Annotated in this window: 16 protein-coding genes and 2 pseudogenes; 9 read left to right on the forward strand and 9 right to left on the reverse strand. The window is 74.3% G+C overall.

Annotated features, from left to right (window positions below; translation table 11 throughout):
• Window positions 1-27 precede the first annotated feature (27 nt).
• From ACTVZO_RS04755 to ACTVZO_RS04765, 3 genes are read right to left on the reverse strand one after another with little or no spacing between them, the layout of a single operon-like run.
• On the reverse strand, window positions 28-354 hold the full coding sequence (locus ACTVZO_RS04755) for a hypothetical protein (RefSeq protein WP_443297147.1): 327 nt from the start codon (window positions 352-354) through the stop codon (window positions 28-30).
• Between the two features lie 32 nt (window positions 355-386).
• Window positions 387-2552 carry a ferrous iron transporter B gene (feoB, locus tag ACTVZO_RS04760; RefSeq protein ID WP_443297148.1) on the reverse strand — a complete coding sequence of 722 codons (2166 nt, stop codon included), beginning with the start codon at window positions 2550-2552 and terminating at the stop codon, window positions 387-389.
• A complete protein-coding gene (locus ACTVZO_RS04765; protein ID WP_443297149.1) occupies window positions 2549-2782 on the reverse strand; it encodes a FeoA family protein in 234 nt (77 codons plus the stop codon). Before ACTVZO_RS04765 ends, feoB begins: the two co-directional genes overlap by 4 nt.
• 314 nt (window positions 2783-3096) lie before the next feature.
• Between ACTVZO_RS04765 and ACTVZO_RS04770 the strand changes: the two genes are divergently transcribed.
• Window positions 3097-5157: a SpoIIE family protein phosphatase gene (locus ACTVZO_RS04770; RefSeq protein ID WP_443303046.1), complete on the forward strand. Its 2061-nt coding sequence runs from the start codon at window positions 3097-3099 to the stop codon at window positions 5155-5157.
• Between the two features lie 74 nt (window positions 5158-5231).
• Here the strand turns inward: ACTVZO_RS04770 and ACTVZO_RS04775 are convergent, their stop codons facing one another.
• Window positions 5232-6341 carry a glycerol dehydrogenase gene (locus ACTVZO_RS04775; RefSeq protein ID WP_443297150.1) on the reverse strand — a complete coding sequence of 370 codons (1110 nt, stop codon included), beginning with the start codon at window positions 6339-6341 and terminating at the stop codon, window positions 5232-5234.
• Between the two features lie 293 nt (window positions 6342-6634).
• Here ACTVZO_RS04775 and dhaK (ACTVZO_RS04780) point away from each other — a divergent pair, with 293 nt between their 5' ends.
• The 3 genes and pseudogenes from dhaK (ACTVZO_RS04780) to ACTVZO_RS04790 all read left to right on the forward strand — a co-directional run bounded on the left by dhaK (ACTVZO_RS04780) (window position 6635) and on the right by ACTVZO_RS04790 (window position 8832).
• Complete coding sequence (gene dhaK / locus ACTVZO_RS04780) at window positions 6635-7633, forward strand: dihydroxyacetone kinase subunit DhaK (protein WP_443297151.1); 999 nt, start codon at window positions 6635-6637, stop codon at window positions 7631-7633.
• 35 nt (window positions 7634-7668) lie between these two features.
• A pseudogene (dhaL, locus tag ACTVZO_RS04785) lies at window positions 7669-8325 on the forward strand (dihydroxyacetone kinase subunit DhaL); the annotation flags it as partial.
• 117 nt (window positions 8326-8442) lie between these two features.
• The gene (locus ACTVZO_RS04790; RefSeq protein WP_443303047.1) at window positions 8443-8832 is read left to right on the forward strand and encodes a PTS-dependent dihydroxyacetone kinase phosphotransferase subunit DhaM; all 390 of its coding nucleotides are present in this window, start codon (window positions 8443-8445) and stop codon (window positions 8830-8832) included.
• 92 nt (window positions 8833-8924) lie between these two features.
• Here ACTVZO_RS04790 and ACTVZO_RS04795 read toward each other — a convergent pair whose 3' ends face one another.
• Window positions 8925-10730, reverse strand: a complete 1806-nt coding sequence (locus tag ACTVZO_RS04795) for a glycoside hydrolase family 15 protein (RefSeq protein ID WP_443297152.1) — start codon at window positions 10728-10730, stop codon at window positions 8925-8927.
• A 64-nt stretch (window positions 10731-10794) separates the two neighbouring features.
• Window positions 10795-11367 carry a DoxX family protein gene (locus ACTVZO_RS04800; protein ID WP_443297153.1) on the reverse strand — a complete coding sequence of 191 codons (573 nt, stop codon included), beginning with the start codon at window positions 11365-11367 and terminating at the stop codon, window positions 10795-10797.
• 127 nt (window positions 11368-11494) lie between these two features.
• Between ACTVZO_RS04800 and ACTVZO_RS04805 the strand changes: the two genes are divergently transcribed.
• On the forward strand, window positions 11495-11959 hold the full coding sequence (locus ACTVZO_RS04805) for a MarR family winged helix-turn-helix transcriptional regulator (protein WP_443297154.1): 465 nt from the start codon (window positions 11495-11497) through the stop codon (window positions 11957-11959).
• Window positions 11960-12007: 48 nt separating this feature from the next.
• The gene (locus ACTVZO_RS04810; RefSeq protein WP_443297155.1) at window positions 12008-12322 is read left to right on the forward strand and encodes a YkvA family protein; all 315 of its coding nucleotides are present in this window, start codon (window positions 12008-12010) and stop codon (window positions 12320-12322) included.
• Between the two features lie 29 nt (window positions 12323-12351).
• On the opposite strand, the gene ACTVZO_RS04815 is transcribed toward ACTVZO_RS04810, so the two are convergent.
• Together ACTVZO_RS04815 and ACTVZO_RS04820 are read right to left on the reverse strand one after the other, a co-directional pair.
• Window positions 12352-12723 carry a VOC family protein gene (locus ACTVZO_RS04815; protein WP_443297156.1) on the reverse strand — a complete coding sequence of 124 codons (372 nt, stop codon included), beginning with the start codon at window positions 12721-12723 and terminating at the stop codon, window positions 12352-12354.
• A 41-nt stretch (window positions 12724-12764) separates the two neighbouring features.
• Window positions 12765-13406 (reverse strand): alpha-ketoglutarate-dependent dioxygenase AlkB, encoded by a 642-nt coding sequence (locus tag ACTVZO_RS04820; protein ID WP_443297157.1) that lies wholly within the window; start codon window positions 13404-13406, stop codon window positions 12765-12767.
• A 165-nt stretch (window positions 13407-13571) separates the two neighbouring features.
• On the opposite strand from ACTVZO_RS04820, the gene dhaK (ACTVZO_RS04825) reads away from it, so the two are divergent.
• The 3 genes and pseudogenes from dhaK (ACTVZO_RS04825) (at window position 13572) to ACTVZO_RS04835 (ending at window position 15802) form a co-directional block, all read left to right on the forward strand.
• Window positions 13572-14576, forward strand: a complete 1005-nt coding sequence (gene dhaK / locus ACTVZO_RS04825; RefSeq protein ID WP_443297158.1) for a dihydroxyacetone kinase subunit DhaK — start codon at window positions 13572-13574, stop codon at window positions 14574-14576.
• 95 nt (window positions 14577-14671) lie between these two features.
• Window positions 14672-15235 (forward strand): annotated as a pseudogene (gene dhaL / locus ACTVZO_RS04830) (dihydroxyacetone kinase subunit DhaL); the annotation flags it as partial.
• A 186-nt stretch (window positions 15236-15421) separates the two neighbouring features.
• A complete protein-coding gene (locus ACTVZO_RS04835) occupies window positions 15422-15802 on the forward strand; it encodes a PTS-dependent dihydroxyacetone kinase phosphotransferase subunit DhaM (protein ID WP_443303048.1) in 381 nt (126 codons plus the stop codon).
• 30 nt (window positions 15803-15832) lie between these two features.
• On the opposite strand, the gene ACTVZO_RS04840 is transcribed toward ACTVZO_RS04835, so the two are convergent.
• Window positions 15833-16237: an RNA-binding S4 domain-containing protein gene (locus tag ACTVZO_RS04840; protein ID WP_443297159.1), complete on the reverse strand. Its 405-nt coding sequence runs from the start codon at window positions 16235-16237 to the stop codon at window positions 15833-15835.
• Between the last annotated feature and the right edge of the window lie 157 nt (window positions 16238-16394).

A 16394-nucleotide genomic window follows, 5' to 3' on the forward strand; every position in this document is an offset into this window, starting at 1 on the left:
GTCCCCCGGACGAGGGAAGCGGTCGGCCTATCGCGGACGCCGGTCCCGGTCCGCGCCGCCCTCGCCGCGTACGGGGCTCAGCGCGACCAGCACCGGGCGGGGCGGGCCGGACGGGCCGGGGCGGACGGGCCCGCCGGGTGGGTCCGTGCAGGCGGAGGCGCAGCCGGCGGTGGCGAAGAAGCACCCGGCGCATTGCGGAGCGCCGATCTCCTCGCGCTTCAGGCGGCCCTTGCGGACCCAGTAGCGGGCGAGCTCGGCGGCCTCGGCCGGGCTGATGCCCAGCCGGGCGGCGATCCGGGGCAGCCCTTCGCCCGGAGCCGCCTCCTCGACCTCCCGCAGCAGCCTGCGCAGCATGCCGGGCCCCGCCCCCGGTCCTCGTACGCCGCTCACCACAGCAGCCGCGCGATCTGGAAGACCCCGGTGGCGAGGAGCCAGGCGGCGGCCAGCTGGAGCCCGAGCCCGATGAGCGTGAGCCGGGTGCCGATCTCGGCGCGCTGCGCGGCCACGGTGGCCATGCACGGGGTGTAGGCGAGGACGAAGACCAGGAAGGCCAGGGCGGCGGCCTCAGGGTGCCCGCCGGAGGACTCCTCGAAGGTGGCGTGCAGGCTCGCGGTGAGCCGCGGGCCGCCGTCCTCCTCGGCCGAGTAGGTCTGGGCGAGGGTGGAGACCACTCCCTCCTTCGCGATCAGGCCGGTACCGAGGGCGGCGGTGGCGTGCCAGTCGCCGAATCCGGCCGGTGCCATGACCGGCGCGACGGCCTCGGTGACCCGGCCGAAGACGCTCTGCTCCACGGCCACGTTCCCGAACCCCCCGCCCGCGGCGGCGCCCGCGGGGACGGCCATCAGCAGCCAGACGCCCGCCGCCGTGGCCACGATGATGCCGCCGGCCGTGCGCAGGAAGGCGCCGAGCTTCTGCCGGACCTGGCTGCCGGTGACGCGGAGGGTGGGCAGCCGGTACGGCGGCAGCTCCAGGACGAGCGGCTCCTCCCGCATGTGGGGGAAGAGCAGCGGGCGCAGGAGCAGCCCCATGCCGACGACCAGCAGCACGGAGGCGACGTACAGGAAGAAGACCACGGTGCCCGAGTGCGAGCCGAAGAAGACCCCGGCGATCATGACGTAGACGGCGAGGCGGGCGGTGCAGCTCGTGTAGGGGATCAGCAGGCCGACCAGCAGCCGGTGCGAGCGGCGGCTGAGGATCCGGGTGCTGGCGAAGGCCGGAACGTTGCAGCCGAAGCCCACGACCAGCGGGAGGAAGGCCCGGCCGGGCAGCCGCAGCGTGCGCATGAGGCGGTCGGCGACGAAGGCGGCGCGGGCGAAGTACCCGGAGTCCTCCAGGAGGGCCAGCAGCGCGAACATGATGGCCATCAGCGGTACGAAGGTGAGCAGTTGGCCCACCCCGTTGATCAGGCCGTCGACCAGCAGCCCGGTCAGCCATCCCGGGGCGTGCACGGCGTCCAGGAGTGCCTGCGCGCCACCGCTGACCGGCCCGGAGACGAAGTCGCCCAGACCGTCCTGCAACGGTTTGGCGAGGGTGGTGGTGGCCTGGAAGACGCCCCACATGACGGCGAGGAAGAACGGTATGCCGAAGGAGCGGGACAGCAGCAGCCGGTCCACGCGGTCGGTGAGGGTGGGCCGGGCGTGCGCGGGCCGGGGCGCGGCGCGCTCGATGACGGCGTGCGCCCAGCCGTAGCGGGCTTCGGCGACGAGGAGTTCGGCGTCGGCTGCCTCGATGGGGCCGGCGCAGTCGCGGCCGGGGGCGGAGCCGGGGGCCGGGTCCGTGCCGGGTGCGGGGCCGTCGGCCGCGTGCTCCAGCCGGGCGGCGCCGGCCCGGGCCCGGGACACCAGGTCGGCGGGCGCGTCGGCGGGCCGTTCCCCGCACAGCAGGCTCACGGCCAGCCAGCGCTCCGGGTAGGGGTGCGGGGCCCGCGCGGAAGCCCGTACGAGCGCCTCGAGTTCGGGCTCGACCGGCGATCCGGCCGACCAGCGGGCCGCCGGGGACGCCGGGGCCTTCAGCGCGTCCGTCACGGCGTCGGCGAGCAGGTCGAGCCCGCTCCGCTCGCGGCCCTCCACCGGTACGACGGGCAGCCCGAGTTCGCGGGCCAGCGCGCCGGGGTCGGGGGCCGTGCCGCGGCGGGCGGCGACATCGGTCATGGTCAGCGCGACCACGACCGGAATCCCGGTGTCGAGGATCTGCGAGAGCAGGTAGAGGTTGCGGGCCGGGTTGGCCGCGTCGAGCGCGAAGACGACCAGGTCGGGGCGGGCCTGCGGCGGGGCCGTGAGCACGTCGCGGACGAGCGCCTCGTCCGGGGAGTCGGGCAGCAGGCTGTAGGAGCCGGGCAGGTCGGCGAGGCGCAGCCGGTTCCCGCCGGGCGTCCGCCATGCGCCCTGGGCCACGGCCACGGTCTTGCCGGGCCAGTTGCCGACGCGCTGGCGGGCGCCGGTGAGGGCGTTGAAGAGGGTCGACTTGCCGACATTCGGGTTCCCCGCTAGGGCCACGAGCGGGGTACCGCTGTCGATGACGGCCGTGGCCGTCCCGGCATCGTGGCAGCTCATCGGCCGCACTTCAGCCGGCCGGCCGTACCCGCGTCGAGCGCGACCCGGGTCGCTCCGAGGCCGACGAGCACGCCGCCGGTCGCTCCGCGGGCGATGACGGTGACGTCGGCGCCGGGCACGAAGCCGAACTCCAGCAGGCGTCTGCGGCTCCCGCCGGCCCGGCCCGGGGCGGGGGCTATCCCGGTGAGGCGGACGGTCGTCCCGGGTCGGCTGTCGTTGAGCGACGGCACCAGCGCACCTTCTTCGGGGGTCGGGGGTTCGGGCAAGGTCCGGCACGTCAGGACCGGCCCTGCTTAGGCCAGCCTAAGCAGGGCCCGGCGCCCCGGACCGCCGCTCAAAGTCCCTGATCGCAGGGGACTTTCAGCCCGCCGGTCCCGCTCCCCCCTCGGCCGTTCGGCCGGGACGGCCCCCGCCCGGCCGCCGCCCCGGGGTGCGGCCACCGCGCCGGAAGGCGCATCCTGGGCGTGTGACGGCGAGACCGGACAGTGGCGGCCCCGCCCCCGGTGCCGTGGCCCAGGTGCTCGCCCGGGCCACGGTGGAGGCGGTGACGGCCGTCGGCGGGTACGCGGGCGGGGTGTACCTGCGCTCCGGGCAGCAGCCGGGGCAGCTGCGGATGGCCGTGCTCATGGGGCTCCCGGGGCCCCTGTTCCGGCCCTGGTGGCGGATGAACCTGAGCCGCCCCTATCCGGTGGCCGAGTCCTACCGGTCCGGGCAGTCCGTGCACCTGCCCGACGCGGAGGCGGCCATGCGGCGCTTCCCGCAGCTGATGGCCGGGCTGCCCTTCCCCTTCGCCTCGATGTTCGAACCGGTGACCTCCGGTGCCGGGCGGTTCGGCGTGCTGATGGTGCTGCGCGCGGCCACCCCCGGGATCGCGGTGGCGCCGGCCGACCGCGAGCGGCTGCGCCGGGCGGCGGACCGGCTGGCCGGGGAGCTGGCGGAGCTGGCGGCGGCCGGAGACGCGGTGGTCTGGGACGGCGACCCGCTGTACACCGAGCGGCCCGACGCCGCCGGGGGCGCCCTGGAAGCCGTGGACCGCCTCGAGCAGGCGCTGCTGTCGGTCGACCGGCAGGCCAGGATCGGCTTCGTCAACGCGGCCGCCGAGCAGCTGCTCGGCACGGCCGGGCCGGAGCTGCGCGGACAGGTGCTGTGGGAGGCGCTGCCCTGGCTCGGGCATCCGGCGTACGAGGACCACTTCCGGGCCGTCTTCATGTCCACCGAGCCGGTGCACTTCCCGGCCCGGCGCGGCCGGCATGCGCCCGACGAGTGGATGTCGGTGGACCTGTACCCCGGCACCGACGGGGTGACCGTGACCATCGGCGCCACCGAGAAGCCCTCCTACGCGCCCGCCTCGATGGCCCGCCCGGGAGGGGGCCTCGGCTCCCCCGCCGACCGGGCCTCCGCGCTCTACCGGCCGGTGGCCCTGGCCATCGCGCTGACCGAGGCGGTCACGGCCCGCCAGGTGTCGGCGGTCGTCACCGAGGAGCTGCTGCCGGCCTTCGGCGGCCGCCAGCTGGCGATCTACCTGCTGGACGAGCGGCACCTGCACCTCGCCTGGGAGACCGGTTTCCCGCAGGGCTTCCTCGACCGGTTCGACGGGGTGGGGCTCGACGTGCGGCTGCCGGGCGTGGAGACCCTGACCTCGGGCCGGCCGCTGTTCTTCGAGTCGATGGAGCACCTGGCCGCCGCGTATCCGGGGATCCCTCTGGACGCCCACGTCGGCGCCCGCGCGTTCCTGCCGCTGATCGCGTCCGGCCGCCCCGTCGGATCGTGCATCCTCGGCTTCGACGCGCCCCGCGGCTTCAGCCCGGAGGAGCGTACGGTGCTCACGGCCCTGGCCGGGCTCATCGCCCAGGCCCTGGAACGGGCCCGGCGCTACGACAGCGAGGCGGCGCTCGCCCGTGGCCTCCAGTCCGGGCTGCTGCCGCACCGGCTGCCGGTGCACGAGCAGGTGGACACGGTGGGCCGCTACCTGCCCGGCACCCAGGGCATGGACGTCGGCGGGGACTGGTACGACGTGGTCGAGACCGGCGGCGGACGCCTGGCGCTGGTGATCGGGGACGTCCAGGGGCACGGGGTGGCCGCCGCCGCGACCATGGGCCAACTGCGCAGTTCCGTACGGGCCTTCGCACTGACCGGCAATACGCCGGAACAGGTGGTGCGCGGCATCAACCAGCTGCTGATCGACCTGGACCCCGGCCAGTTCGCCAGCTGCTGCTACGTGCTGCTGGACCCGGCGACGGGCTCCGCCGAGGCCGTCCGGGCCGGTCATCCGCAGCCGCTGCTGCGCCACCCCGACGGCCGGACCGAGGTGCTGGACCTGCCGGGCGGGGTGGTGCTCGGCATCGACCCCGAGGCCACGTACCCGGTCACCGGACTGCGCCTGGCGAAGGGCTCGGTGCTCGCCCTGTACACGGACGGGCTGGTGGAGAAGCCGGACTGCGACATCGACGTCGGGGTGGAGCGGCTGAGGAAGGCGCTGGCCGCGGCCCGCCCCGACCCGCTGACCGAGACGGCCGACCGGCTGATCAGCGAGGCGGGCAGCGCCGCCGACCGGCCGGACGACATCGCCCTGCTGCTGGCGTGCCGGACGGGCGGAGCCGCGTAGACGGCCCGGGAAAGGGGGGCCCGGGCCGGCGGAGCCGCGGCGGCCGGGACGGTCAGACGGCGGAGCCGGGACGGTCAGCCCGCGGTGGCACGGGCGTACGCGTCACCGGCGAGCAGCGCGTCCGCGACCATGTCCGGGGTCACCGGGAACGGCATGTTGTGGGTGGTCTCGCCCTCTGCGGTCGCGGCGCGCCCGATGGCGAGGAGTTCCTCGCGGGCCGGGTCGACCAGGCCGATCCCGGCGAGGGTGGTGGGCAGTCCGACGGCGCGGCTGAACTTCAGGTAGGTGTCCAGTTCGCCGGTGGGGGCGCCTTCCAGGACGAGCTGGGCGAGGGTGCCGATGTTGACCTTCTCGCCGTGCATCATGCCGTGCACCTTGTGCGAGACGGTCAGCCCGTTGTGGATGCCGTGGGCGGCGGCCAGGCCGCAGGACTCGAAACCGAGCCCGGACAGCAGGGTGTTGGCCTCGGTGACCTTCTCCAGGGCGGGGGTGACCACGTGCTGCTCGGCGGAGATCCGCGCCTGGTGGCCGTACTCCATCAGGGTCTCCCAGCACAGCTTGGCGAGGGCGAGGGAGGCCTCGGTGGCCAGCCCGCCGGCCATCGCGGTCCGGTTCGCGGCAACGCAGACGCGCGCCTCGTACCAGGTGGCGAGCGCGTCGCCCATGCCGGAGACGATGAAGCGGCTCGGCGCGGCGGCGACGAGCGCGGTGTCGACGAGGACGAGATTGGGATTGCGCTGGAAGAACGAGTAGCGCTCGAAGGCCCCGTCCTCGGTGTAGATGACGGCCAGCGCGCTGGTCGGCGCGTCGGTGGAGGCGACCGTGGGGGCGCTGACCACGGCGATGTCGCCCAGCGCGTGACCGACCGCCTTGGCCGTGTCGATGGCGGTGCCGCCGCCGATCCCGACGATCACGTCCGCGCCGGCGGCCTTCGCCGCCGCGGCGACCCGGTCGATCTCCTTCTGCGTGCACAGCCCGCCGAAGACCTCCTTCGTCAGTCTCACCCCGGCCGAGGCCATCGAGTCGGTCACCGCCGTGTCGACGAAGCCCCACACGCTCTTGTCGGCGAGGACGACGGCGTTCTCGCCGAGGCGCGCGGTGTGCTCACCCAGGTCGTGCATCGCCCCGGCACCCTGCACGTACTTCGGCGGGCTGATCATCATGCGCGTACCGACGGTCTTCACGGCCAAACCTCCAGGATGGGAATTCATTTCCGCAACTGCATTTCATGCCTATCACGGATTCGCGGACGGCCGTAAATATGTGGACAGCCCGTACGGGAGGGGCCTTTCCGCGCCCGTGAACGGGACCAAAGGCCCCGCCCGCAGCAGGTGCGACACGGGGTAACGTGCCTGTAAGTGAGCCGGGAGCGGTCACGGACGGATACGGACGGATAACGGCACGCCGCATATACCGAGCCGGAATTCATGTTTTCCGCTTTCGGGCGCACGTTTCGGAATCCAGAAAAGAGGCTCCCGTGAAGAAGCTCATCAATTCCCCCGAGAGTGTCGTCGGCGACGCGCTGCACGGCATGGCCGCCGCCCACCCGGGGCTGTCGGTCGAGGCGGAGACGGGCATCGTCACGCGGGCGTCGGGCCCGGCGGCCGGGAAGGTCGCGCTGCTGTCCGGCGGCGGCAGCGGGCACGAGCCGCTGCACGCCGGTTTCGTCGGCCCGGGCATGCTGGCGGGCGCCGTGGCCGGTCCGGTGTTCACCTCTCCGGTCCCGGACAACATCGCTCGGGCGACGGCCGCCGTGGACTCGGGCGCGGGCGTCGTGCACATCGTGAAGAACTACACCGGGGACATCCTCAACTTCGCGATGGCGGCCGAGGACTGCGAGGACGAGGGCATCGAGGTCGAGCAGGTCGTCGTGGACGACGACGTCGCGGTGACCGTGGTGGAGGGCGGGCCGGGCCGGCGGGGCACGGGCGCCACCCTGTTCGTGGAGAAGATCGCGGGCGCCCTCGCGGAGGAGGGCGCGTCCCTCGCCGAGGTCGTCGCGGTCGCCCGCAAGGTCAACTCCCTCTCCCGCAGCTACGGAGTGGCCCTGAGCTCCTGCACCACCCCCGCCAAGGGCAGCCCCAACTTCGAGCTCGGCCCCGACGAGATCGAACTCGGCATCGGCATCCACGGCGAGCCCGGCCGTGAGCGGCGCCGGCTGATGACCGCCGCCGAGACCGCCGAGGCGATGCTCGACGCCATCCTCGACGACCTCCCGGAGGCCTCCGGCGCCCCGGTCATCCTGCTGGTCAACGGGCTCGGCGGGACCCCGCCCGTCGAGCTGTACGTGATGCGCGCCGAGGCCGGCCGGGTGCTCGCCGAGCGCGGCATCACCGTCGCCCGGTCGCTGGTCGGGTCCTACGTCACGAGCCTGGACATGGCCGGCTGCACCTTCACCCTGTGCCGCGCCGACGACGAACTGCTGCGGCTGTGGGACGCGCCGGTCGACACCCCGTCCCTGCGCTGGGGCTGCTGAACCTTCCGTCACACCTGTTTGAGGAGCCGTCACCCATGACGACCACCACCCCTGTCCTGGACACCGCCTGCTTCCGCCGCTGGCTCGACGAGACCGCCCGTCTCGTACGCCGGGACAGCGCGCGCCTGACCGAACTCGACGCCGTCATCGGCGACGGGGACCACGGAGCCAATCTCGTACGGGGCTTCGGCGCCGTCGGGGCAGCCGTGGCCGAGGCCCGGCCGGCCACTCCGGGGGCCCTGCTCACCCTGGCCGGGACCACCCTGACGAACACCGTGGGCGGCGCCTCCGGCCCGCTGTTCGGCACCGCGCTGCGCCGTACCGGCAAGGTGCTCGGCAGCACCGAGGCGCCGACCGGGATCGAGCTGGCCACCGCCCTGGGGGCCGGGCTGCGGTCCGTACAGAAGCTGGGCGGCGCCGAGATCGGCGACGCCACGCTCGTGGACGCCCTGGCACCGGGGGTGGCCGCGCTGTCCGAGGCCGCCGAGGCGGGCCGGCCGCTGCGCGAGGCCCTGGACATGGCCTGCGAGGCGGCGCGGGACGGCGCCGATGCCACGGCCGGGCTCCAGGCCCGCAAGGGCAGGGCCAGCTACCTCGGGGAGCGCAGCGTCGGCCACCAGGACGCCGGGGCCAACTCGGTGGTGCTGCTGATGGAGGCCCTCCGTACGGCGGTGGACGGCGCGGGCTCCGCGGACGCGACGGACTCGACGGGCACGGCGGACCCCGAGGCCCCGTCCGAGGCCTCCTCCGCGTCCGTGCCCGCCTCCGCGCCCTCGTCCGGCGCGCAGACCCGTACCGGGCGGGTCGGCGTGGTCCTGGTCTCGCACAGTGCGCAGGTCGCCTCGGCCGTGGCCGAGCTGTCGGGGGCCCTGCTGGGCTCCGTCGACCCCGCCCCGCTCGCCGTCGCCGGCGGCACCCGGGACGGCGGCGTGGGCACCAGCGCTGAGCTGGTCCTCGCGGCGGCGCGCCTGGTGGACGAGGGCCAGGGCGTGGCCGTGCTGTGCGACATGGGCAGCGCCGTGCTCACCCTGCGGTCGCTGCTCGCCGAGGACCCCTCACCGCTGCCGGCCGGAACCCGCATCGTGGACGCGCCGTTCCTCGAGGGCGCCGTCGCCATCACGCTGACCTCGGCCCTCGGCGGCGACCTGGACGCGGTCCTGGCCGCGGCCGAGGACGCGCGCCAGTACCGCAAGCACTGACCGCGGGCGCGGACCGCGGGCACTGACCGCGGGCGCGGACCGCGGGCACTGACCGCGGGCGCGGACCGCGGGCACTGACCGCAGGCCCGCGGTCAGCCGGAGTCGCGGCCGCCGGGCTCGTCCAGGGCCAGGGTCAGCGCGGTGTTGACCAGGCCGACGTGGCTGAAGGCCTGGGGGAAGTTGCCGAGCTGGCGCCCGGAGACGGGGTCGTACTCCTCGGCGAGCAGGCCCACGTCGTTGCGCACCGTCAGCAGCCTCTCGAAGAGAGTGCGGGCCTCGTCGCGCCGGCCCGTCAGGTACAGGGCGTCAGCCAGCCAGAACGAGCAGGCCAGGAAGGCCCCTTCGTCGCCGGGCAGACCGTCGACGGTGGGGCCTTCGGTGCTGTAGCGGCGGACCAGGCCACTGCGGCCGAGCTCCTCGCGCACCGCATCGACCGTGCCGATCACGCGCGGGTCGTCGGGCGGCAGGAAGCCGACGCGCGGGATGAGCAGGGTCGCCGCGTCGAGCTCCTGGGAGCCGTAGTACTGGGTGAACGTGCCGCGCTCCGCGTCGTACCCCTTCTCGCACACGTCGAGGTGCACCGCGTCGCGCATGTCGCGCCAGCGCTCCACGTCCCCCGGGATCGAGGGGTCGCCCTCCAGGGTCCGCACGGCCCGGTCCGCGGCCACCCAGGCCATCACCTTGGAGTGCACGAAGTGGCGGCGCGGGCCGCGCACTTCCCACAGGCCTTCGTCCGGCCGGTGCCAGTTGCGCTCCAGGAAGTCCAGGAGGGCCAGCTGGATCCGCCAGGAGTGCTCCTCGGCGGGGAGCCCGGCGGACCGGGCCAGGTGCAGCGAGTCGATCACCTCGCCGTACACGTCGAGCTGGAGCTGGTCGACGGCCGCGTTGCCCACGCGTACGGGGGCGGAGGAGGCGTAGCCGTGCAGCCACGGCAGGCCCGACTCGGGGATCCGCCGCTCGCCGGCGATCCCGTACATGATCTGGAGGTCCGCGGGGTCTCCGGCGACCGCGCGCAGCAGCCAGCCCCGCCAGGCGCGGGCCTCGTCGAGGAAACCGGTCGCGAGGAGCGAGCCGAGGGTGAGGGTGGCGTCCCGGAGCCAGCAGTAGCGGTAGTCCCAGTTGCGGACCCCGCCGATCTCCTCGGGGAGCGAGGTGGTGGCCGCGGCGACGATGCCGCCGGTCGGGGCGTAGGTGAGGGCCTTGAGGGTGATCAGGGAGCGGGTCACGGCCTCCCGGTAGGGGCCCTCGTAAGTGCACTGCCGGGTCCAGTCCCACCAGTCGGCGAGGGCCTGTTCCAGGGCCGTGTGCGGGTCGATGGGCTCGGGGCGCGGCTCGTGCGAGGGGTGCCAGGTGAGCACGAAGGCCACCCGCTCCCCCGCGGCGATCGGGAACTGCGAGCAGGTGCTGTTCGCCTCGCCCCAGGTGCGCACGGGCGGGTCGCTGCGGAACCAGGCGGAGTCGGGCCCCGCGACGGCGACCCGGTCCCCGTCGGCGCGGCGCACCCAGGGGACGACGTGGCCGTAGTCGAACCGCAGGCGCAGGGTGCTGCGCATCCTGACCCGGCCGGTGACGCCCTCGACGATGCGGATGACGTCGGGGAAGACCTGCCGCTGGGGCATGAAGTCGATGACCTTGACGGTGCCGGTCTCGGTCTCCCAGTAGGTCTCCAGGACCAGCGACCCCTCGACGTAGGCCCGGCGGGTGCACTGCGCGCCGTCGGGGGCGTCGAGGGGCGCGATGCGCCAGTGGCCGTTCTCCTCGTCGCCGAGGAGCTTGGCGAAGCAGGCCGCCGAGTCGAAGCGCGGCAGGCACAGCCAGTCGATGGACCCGTCGCGGCCGACCAGCCCACTGGTCATGAGGTCGCCGATGAGTGCGTAGTCTTCGATGGGTTGTGTCATTTGTGCGCTCTTCCCCCGAATGTCCAGGACCAATCAGCACGGGCCCCGGACACCCCCGGGCGCGCTAGCCGCGTACGAGGAGCAGGACCCCGCCGAGGACCACGCCGAGGGCGACGGCGAGGGCGCCGTGGGCCAGGCGGTGGTCGCGCAGGACCGGCAGGAAGCGGTCGGCCGCGTACCGGCCGGGGCCGGTCAGGGCGAGGGCGGCGGCGCCCGCGGTCAGCAGCAGTTCGTACTCGATGCCCTCGGGGGCGAAGAAGGATCCGGCGCCGTGGACGGCGATCGCGTTGACGAGGGTGCCGACGACGGCGGCGCCCGCGAGCGGGGTCAGCAGTCCGGCGGCGAGGCCGAGGCCGCCCAGGGTCTCGGTCAGGCCGGCGAGTACGGCCATGGCCTCTCCGGCGGGGTATCCGCTGGCACTGAAGAACTGCCCGGTACCGCTGACGCCGCCGCCCCCGAACCAGCCGAAGAGCTTCTGGGAGCCGTGCGCGGCCATGGTCAGGCCCAGGACGAGGCGCAGGAGCAGCAGCCCGGTGTCGTGACCCGGGGTCGAGAGGGCGAAGGAGCCGGCGGTGGAGGACTGTACGGCCGGTGCGGGGGCCTGCGGCTTCGCCGTGGCGGCGGAGGGGCTGGTCATGGGGGGAGATCCTTCCGGTCGGGCGGTCCGAGGGGGACGGATGGGGCAGGAGTTGTTCAAATTCGAACCGCCGTGGCCCGACCCTAGCCCTTGATTCAAATTGGAACAACCCGTGTAGGCTGGCGCCATGGCTGAAACGAGATGGCTGGACGACCGCGAGAAGCGCGCCTGGAGCGGGTTCCTGGCCGCCTCGGCCCTGGTGAACCGCCGCCTCGACCAGCAACTGAAGGACGACTCCGGGCTCTCGCACCCCCAGTACGAGATCCTCGTACGGCTCGCCGCGGCGCCCGACGGCGAGCTGCGGATGACCGAACTGGCCAATGGCCTGATCAACTCCAAGAGCGGGCTGACCTACCAGGTCACCCAGATGGAGAAGGCCGGCCTGGTCCGCCGCCGCAGCTGCCCCTCCGACGTGCGCGGGGTCTTCGCCGTCCTGACCGAGGCCGGCCGGGCCCGGCTGGACGAGGCGGCGCCCGGGCACGTGACCACGGTCCGGGAGGTCCTCATCGACGTCCTGACCCCCGAGCAGCTCGACGCGCTCGCCGACGGCCTGGGTGAGGTCGGCCGGCGGCTGCGCGCACAGGGCTCCTGAACCACGGCGCCGCGGTACGCGGGCCCGCCGGACGGGTATAGGCGCCCCATGGACGGAACGATCTGGATCGGGCTCGCCCTGGCCGTCGCGGCCGGACTCGCGATCGCGGCCGGGGTGCTCCTGGTACGCGTCGTGCGGGCCCGGCGGCTGCTGCTGGACGCGGGGATCCCGCTGCGCGACAAGGCCCTGTTCTGGGTCGCCGTGATCTACACCGTCTCGCCGGTGGACCTGGTCCCGGACCCGGTGTACCTGGACGACATCGGCGTCCTGATGCTGGCCCTGCGCTCACTGCACGCGGCCGCCGCGGCGGCGACGGCGACGGCAGACCCGGCGAAGCCCGCGAAGCAGCCCGACCGGGTGTGACCGCGGCGGGGCGCGCCCTGCCCGCGTGATCAGCGGTGCTGGTCGAAGAGGATCGGGTTGCCGTCCGGGTCGGCGAGCACGAAGCTGCCCGGGCCGGAGCCGGACTCGTCGGCCTCCGTCACGAAGGGCACGCCCCGCGCCTTCAGCTCCCGCTGGAGCTCGCGGATGTCGGTGAAGGAGTCGAGCGCCTCGGCGTCGCTGTCCCAGCCGGGGTTGAAGGTCAGCATGTTCTTCTCGAACATGCCCTGGAACAGCCCGATCACGTGGTCGCCGCTCTTCATGATCAGCCAGTTCTCGGCCGGATTCCCGCCGAACGGGCGGAATCCCAGCTTCTCGTAGAACTCCCTGGAGGCCTCCAGGTCCTGCACGGTGAGACTCACGGAGAACGCGCCCAGATCCATGCGAACAGCCTGGATGTCCCTCCGGAGGGCCGCAACCCGGGTCACATCACGCCGCGGGGGCGGAACTGGACGCTGATGCGGGGGCCGACGGCCCGCGCCGACTTGGGCACCGCGTGCTCCATGGTCCGCTGGCAGGAGCCGCCCATGACCACGAGGTCACCGTGCCCGAGGGGCAGCCTCAGCAGGGTGGCTCCGCCGTCGCGGGGGCGGAAGGCGAGGTCCCGGGGATCCCCGACGGAGATGATCGCGACCATGGTGTCCTCGGTGGAGGAGCGGCCCGTACGGTCCCCGTGCCAGGCGACGCTGTCGCGGCCGTCGCGGTACAGGCACAGCCCGGCGGTGACGAAGGGCTCGCCGAGCTCGGCGGCGTAGTGACGGCTCAGGGCCTCGCGGGCCTCGGTGAGGACGGGATGCGGCAGAGCCTCGTCCGCCCCGTAGAAGGCGAGCAGGCGGGGCACCTCGACCTCGCGCTCGTACATCTGCCGCCGCTCGGCACGCCAGGGCACCTCGGCGGCCAGCCGCCCGAAGAGCGCGTCGGCGCCGCTCACCCAGCCGGGCAGGTGATCGACCCAGGCCCCGGCCCCGAGCCCGACCCGCCGCAGACCGCCGAGCGACCCGAACCCGACCTCGTCACCCTGATCGAAGAGGGAACCCTGCAGGCCCATGCCCTGTACCGCGTGCATACCCCCACCCTAACCCCAAAACCGAACACCTGCACGAATCCCGTCGGGCGCCATCCGCTCCGCGGGCGAGCGGTCCGGCCTCCTGTCGCCGTGGGGCCCGGTCGCCTACCGTCGGAGTGACGAGCCGTGGGGAAAGGCACCCGCCGGCCTCACCGGGAGATGCGCATGAGGATGCTGATCAACAGTCCGGACACCGTGGTCGCCGACGCCCTGCGGGGGATGGCGGCCGCTCATCCCGAGCTCGACGTGGACGTGGAGCGGCGGGTCGTCGTGCGGCGGGACGCACGGGGCGGGGGCCGGGTCGGGGTGGTGTCCGGGGGCGGCTCCGGGCACGAGCCGCTGCACGCCGGGTTCGTGGGGTACGGGATGCTGTCGGCCGCGTGTCCCGGGGAGGTGTTCACCTCGCCCGTGCCCGACCAGATGCTGCGGGCGGCCGCGGCCGTGGACTCGGGCCAGGGGGTGCTGTTCGTCGTCAAGAACTACACCGGCGACGTGCTGAACTTCGAGATGGCCGCCGAGCTCGCCGAGGAGGACGGCCTGCGCGTGGAGCGGGTCCTCGTCAACGACGACGTCGCCGTGACCGACAGCCTGTTCACGGCCGGGCGGCGCGGCACCGGGGCCACGCTCTTCGTGGAGAAGATCGCCGGGGCGGCGGCCGAGGAGGGGGCGCCGCTGGAGCGGGTCGCGGCGGTCGCCCGGCGGGTCAACGAGTCCTCGCGCAGCTTCGGCGTGGCCTTGAGCGCCTGCACCACGCCCGCGAAGGGCAGTCCCACCTTCGACCTGCCCGACGGGGAGCTCGAGCTGGGCATCGGGATCCACGGAGAGCCGGGCCGCGAGCGGCGCCCGATGATGCCCGCCCGGGAGATCGCCGAGGTCGCGGTGGGCGCCGTACTGCAGGAGCTGGCGGAGGTGGGCCCGGCCGACGGGCCGGTGCTGGCGCTGGTCAACGGCATGGGGGCGACACCGCTGCTGGAGCTGTACGGGTTCCACGCCGAGGTGGCGCGGGTCCTGGAGGCGCGCGGGGTGCCGGTGGCGCGGACGCTCGTCGGGAACTACGTCACCTCGCTGGACATGGCGGGCTGCTCGGTGACCCTGTGCCGGGTCGACGAGGAACTGCTGCGGCTGTGGGACGCCCCCGTGCAGACGGCCGCGCTGCGCTGGGGCCGCTGACCGCGGGGCTGAACGTAAGGTGGCCGTGAGGCCCGCCCGGGCTGATCCCGATACGAGGAGATCCGGTGCGCGACGCAGACTTCTTCCGGCGCTGGATGACGGCCGCGGCCGCCGCGGTGGAGCGCGACGCGGACCGGCTGACCGAGCTGGACTCGCCCATCGGGGACGCGGACCACGGGAGCAACCTGATGCGGGGCTTCGGCGCCGTGCGCACGGCCCTGGCCGCGGACGCTCCGGCCACTCCGGGGGCGGTGCTCCAGCTCGCCGGGCGGACCCTGATCTCGACCGTCGGCGGCGCGTCCGGGCCACTGTACGGGACGCTGCTGAGGCGCACCGGCAAGGAGCTCGGGGAGGCCGCGGAGGTCTCCGACGAGGCGCTGCGCCAGGCCCTGTACGCGGGGGTGGGTGCGGTGGCCCGGCTGGGCGGGGCCGCGCCGGGCGACAAGACGATGCTGGACGCCCTGGTCCCGGGGGTGGCCGCGCTGGGCACCTCGTACGCGGCGGCCGCGGACGCGGCGGAGCAGGGGGCGCTGGCGACGGCACCGCTGCGGGCGCGCAAGGGACGGGCCAGCTACCTCGGCGAGCGGAGCATCGGGCACCAGGATCCGGGTGCGACCTCGTCGGCGCTGCTGCTGACGGCGCTGGCGGACACGGCGGAGGGCGCGGAGGCGGCGGAGGGCACGGGGACGACCAAGGACGCGGCGGAGGGCGCGGGAACGGTCGAGGACGCGGCGGAGGGCGCGGGAACGGTCGAGGACGCGGGGACTGCGGGCTCCGCGGCGGTGGCTTCCGAGGCCGCACCCGTACGGGACGGCGACGACACGGGGCAGGGCCTGGTCGGCATCGTGCTGGTCTCGCACAGTGCGCCGGTCGCCGAGGCCGTGGCCGAGCTCGCCCGGGGCCTGGCGGCGGGTGGCCCGATGGCGGCGGTGGCCGCGGCGGGCGGCACGGCCGACGGCGGCCTGGGCACGAGCGCGGAGCGCATCCTCGCGGCCGCGCGGGAGGTGGACCGCGGCGCCGGTGTGGCCCTGCTGGCGGACCTGGGCAGCTCCGTGCTGACCGTGAAGACCCTGCTGGCGCAGGGCGAACTGCCGCCGGGCTCCCGGCTGGTGGACGCGCCGTTCCTGGAGGGCGCGGTGGCGGCGGTGGTCACCGCCTCCGCCGGCGCCCCCCTGACGATGGTCGAATCGACCGCGGCCGAGGCCTACACCTACCGCAAGACCTGACCCCCGGCTCGTGCCCGCCCCGCCCGGAGGCTACGGACGGCCGCGGAGGGTTTCGATCTCGCGGCGTTCGCGCTTCGTCGGGCGGCCCGCGCCGCGGTCGCGGATGCCCACCACGGCGGCCTCGACGGGGCTCGGCGGCGGCGGGCTCTTGTCGATCAGGCATTCGGCGGCGACCGGAGCGCCCACCCGCTTGGACACGGGCCGGCGCACCACGACGATGCGCTCCCGCCCGGCGTGGAACAACCGGACCTCGTCGCCCGCGCGCACCGGCTGGGCCGGCTTGGCGCGCTCCCCGTTGACCCTCACGTGACCCGCCCGGCAGGCGGTCGCCGCCGTCGAGCGGGTCTTCGTCAGGCGCACGGACCAGATCCACGCGTCCACCCGTACGGATCCCGTGTCCGCGCCCGATCCCGATCCCGATCCCGTATCAGCCATGCCCCGACTTTAGCGAGGCGGGCCCGGGATCACCGAAGGACTTTCGGCGGATATCACAAGGCGTACGGCACCTGCCATGTAGATGAGCCCAAGCCAATTGCAAATGCGTCACCGATGGCCCTACCTTGTCGCACGTGCAGTCCCGCCGCATCCAGGA

This window comes from Streptomyces sp. IBSNAI002 (genome assembly GCF_052244475.1).
Taxonomy (GTDB): Bacteria; Actinomycetota; Actinomycetes; order Streptomycetales; family Streptomycetaceae; genus Streptomyces.